The organism is Agromyces sp. P1_H4 (genome assembly GCF_056405255.1).
Genome location: NZ_JBFUCL010000396.1, coordinates 1 through 3,153, shown reverse-complemented (window position 1 = coordinate 3,153; position 3,153 = coordinate 1). Strand labels below are relative to the sequence as shown.

Below are 3,153 nucleotides of genomic sequence, written 5' to 3'. Positions count from 1 at the left end.
CTCGTAGAGCAGGCTCATGAGCGCGTCGTCGGGTCCGCTCGGGAGTCCGGCGTCGATCGCCGCACCGAGCCGGTCGCGCGGGTCGTCGAGTGCGGCGACGGTGGCGTCGCGCTGGTCGCAGAACCGCTCGACGCCGGCGCCATGCGCCTCGACGAGCAGGGCGTCGAGGTCTTCGTAGTAGTAGAGCACCGCGCCGCGGCTGAGACCGGCCTGCTCGGCGACATCCGTCAGCGACAGCGACCGCAGCCCGTGCTGGCGGCCGGCCGCGTACGTCGCCTCGATGAGTGCGGCGCGTCTCGCTTCCTGTCTGCGCGGCCGTGCCATGTCCTTGACACTACTCGACCCCCATGTCACACTTCTGGAATTCTTCGACACTGATGTCGAAGAATTCCGAGCAGCATCGGACCCCCGACCGAGAGCGACCACCACATGCCTGCGAACAACCCGACTCCGACCCTCGACACGGCCGCGATGACCACCCACGGCGGCGAGCTCTCGCGCTCGCTCGGGGTGGGCGGCAACGTCCTCATCACGCTGTCGGGCATCTCGCCCGCGTCCAGCGTGTTCATCCTCGGGGGCGCCGCGCTCGCCGGCTACGGCACCGGCGTCTTCTGGGGTTTCGCGCTCGCGGGAGTGATCAGCCTCCTCATCGCGTTCTGCTACGCCGAGCTCGCGTCGCGCCATCCGATCGCCGGCGGCGACTACTCGCTGGTGAGCCGCGTGCTCGGCCCGGCGGCCGGATCCGCCGTGTTCTTCATCGGCCTCGTCTCGCTGCCGCTCATCGTCGCGATCTTCGCGCTCGGCGTCGCCGACTACCTGGGCGTCGCCATCGCGGGGCTCGACCCGCTCGTGACCGCCCTGGTCGTGATCGTGCTGGCCACCGGGACGGCCTGCTTCAACATCCGCACGAACGCCTGGGTCACCGGCGCGTTCCTGTTCCTCGAGCTCGCCGCCCTCGCCCTGCTCGCGGTACTCGGTCTCGTGCACGTCGAGCGGCCGCTCACCGACCTGCTCGATCCGCAGGCGCTCGATGTCGCGACGGGCGGCCTCGCCCCGCTCGGCGTCGCCGGCCTCGTGCTCGCGGTGACGCAGGGCATCTTCTCGTACAACGGCTACGGCGGCGCGGTCTACTTCGCCGAGGAGACCAAGAACGCGAAGCGTGCGATCGCGCGGGCCGTGCTCTGGAGCGCGATCATCACCGTCGTCGCCGAGCTCGTGCCGCTCACGGCCGTGCTGCTCGGAGCCTCCTCGCTCGAGGAGCTCTTCGGTGCCGCGCTGCCGGTGGAGTCCTTCCTGGCGGAGCGCGCCGGCGACGGCGTCACGGTCGCGGTACTCATCGCCATCGCCCTGGCCATCGTCAACGCGATCATCGCGATCGCCCTGCAGTCGGGCCGCCTGCTCTTCGCCGCCGCCCGCGACGGGGCCATGCCCGAGCGCATCGCCGCACCGCTCGCCCGCGTCTCGGACGCGACGCGGATGCCGGTCGTCGCCACCGTGGTGATGGGAGTGCTCGCGCTCGCCGCCTGCTTCATCCCGTTCGACGTGCTGCTCAACGCCACGGGGTCGACCCTCGCGTTCAGCTACGGATTCATCGCCGTGGCCGCGCTGGCGGTTCGCCGCAGGAGCGCCGCAGCCGCGCCGGGCACCTACCGGATGCCGCTCTGGCCGGTGCCGCCGCTGCTCGCCGTCGTCGCGATCGCGACCATCTTCGTCATCGGCATCCTCGACCCGGCGCAGTGGCTGAGCCTCGGCATCGCGTTCGCCATCGTGGCCGCCGGCTTCCTCTACTACGCCCTGTACCTGCGTGCGCACCCCGGTCTCCTGCACCTGGTCGGCCCCGAGGGCGATGAGACGGACGGACCCGCAGCATGACCGTCGACCTGCTCATCACCGGCGCCCGAGTGCGCACGTTCGACCCCGCCGCCCCGTGGGCCGAGGCCGTCGGCGTCACCGGCGACCGCATCAGCTATGTCGGCAGCGCGGCGGATGCCCCGACCGGCCGCCGCACGATCGACGCCACCGGCCGGCTGGTGACCCCCGGCATCATCGACAGCCACAACCACCTGCTGCTCGGCTTCGACGAGGACGCGGTCACCCTCGAGGGCGCGCACGACCTCGGCGAGGTGCGTCGCCGGATCGCGGACTTCGCCGCCCGGCGACCCGACCTCGACTGGGTGTGCGCCRAGAACGTCGTCTACTCCATCGTCGAGGATCGCCGCCCCGAGGCCGCCGACCTCGACGGGCTCACCGACCGTCCGGTCTTCGTGACGACCTACGACCAGCACTCGGTGTGGCTGAACCGGGTGGCGCTTCGGGTGCTCGGCATCGCCGACGGCGGCGACATCGCCTGGGGTCGCCCCGAGCGGCATCCGGTCAGCGGTGAACCGACGGGCTGGGTGACCGACTTCTACACCAGCGCCATGACGCAGGCCGGGCTCGCGGAGCTGCAGCGCGACATCCCGATGTACTCGCCCGAGCGCCGGTACCGCAAGCTCCGGTCGAGCATGCGGATGGCGACGTCGCTCGGCATCACCACCGTGGTCGAGCCGCAGGTTCCGCTCGCCGAGCTGCCGCTGTTCGAGCGGGCGCTCGCCGAGGGGGCGCTCTCGTCGCGCGTGATCGCCGCGCTGTTCCATCCGGTGGGGGCGGATGCCGCGTTCCGCGCGCAGCTCCGCGACGCCGTCGACTCGGCGCCGGCGCGCGACCGCCTGCGCCTCGGGCCGGTCAAGCTCTACGCCGACGACGTGATCGAGCCGCACACGGCGCTCATGCTCGAGGACTACGCGAACCGGCCGGGGCAGCGCGGCCGCCCGAGCTACGCCGACGGTGAGCTCGGTGCCGTGATCCGCGAGCTCGACCGGCTCGGCTTCCAGACCCACACGCACGCGACGGGCGACGCCGGCATCCGGCTCGCGCTCGACGCGATCGAGGGCGCGGCCCGGGCGAACGGAACCCGCGACCGGCGCCACGGGATCGTGCACGTCGAGTGCCTGCACCCCGACGACCTCCCGCGGTTCCGCGACCTCGGCGTGACCGCGGCGATGCAGCCCAGGCACTGCTCGCCCGACCTCGTCGCGGGCACCTGGATGGAGAACGTGGGGGAGGAGCGCTGGGATCGCGCCTGGCGGTTCCGGAGCCTCCTCGACTCGGGGG

Annotated in this window: 3 protein-coding genes; 2 read left to right on the top strand and 1 reads right to left on the bottom strand. The window is 72.2% G+C overall.

Features of this window, described 5'->3' with window-relative positions; genetic code table 11:
- A partial coding sequence (locus AC1DY2_RS17795; protein WP_476763618.1) for a TetR family transcriptional regulator occupies positions 1–324 on the bottom strand: 324 nt, incomplete at its 3' end.
- A gap of 105 nt (positions 325–429) precedes the next feature.
- Between AC1DY2_RS17795 and AC1DY2_RS17790 the strand changes: the two genes are divergently transcribed.
- Both AC1DY2_RS17790 and AC1DY2_RS17785 read left to right on the top strand, forming a co-directional pair.
- Positions 430–1,872 (top strand): APC family permease, encoded by a 1,443-nt coding sequence (locus AC1DY2_RS17790; RefSeq protein ID WP_476763617.1) that lies wholly within the window; start codon positions 430–432, stop codon positions 1,870–1,872.
- A partial coding sequence (locus tag AC1DY2_RS17785) for an amidohydrolase (protein WP_476763616.1) occupies positions 1,869–3,153 on the top strand: 1,285 nt, incomplete at its 3' end. The genes AC1DY2_RS17790 and AC1DY2_RS17785, both read left to right, overlap by 4 nt.

Bases quoted from the DNA above. Each gene is read 5' to 3' on its own strand.
- AC1DY2_RS17790 (WP_476763617.1), top strand. From the start codon at position 430: ATGCCTGCGAACAACCCGACTCCGACCCTCGACACGGCCGCGATGACC.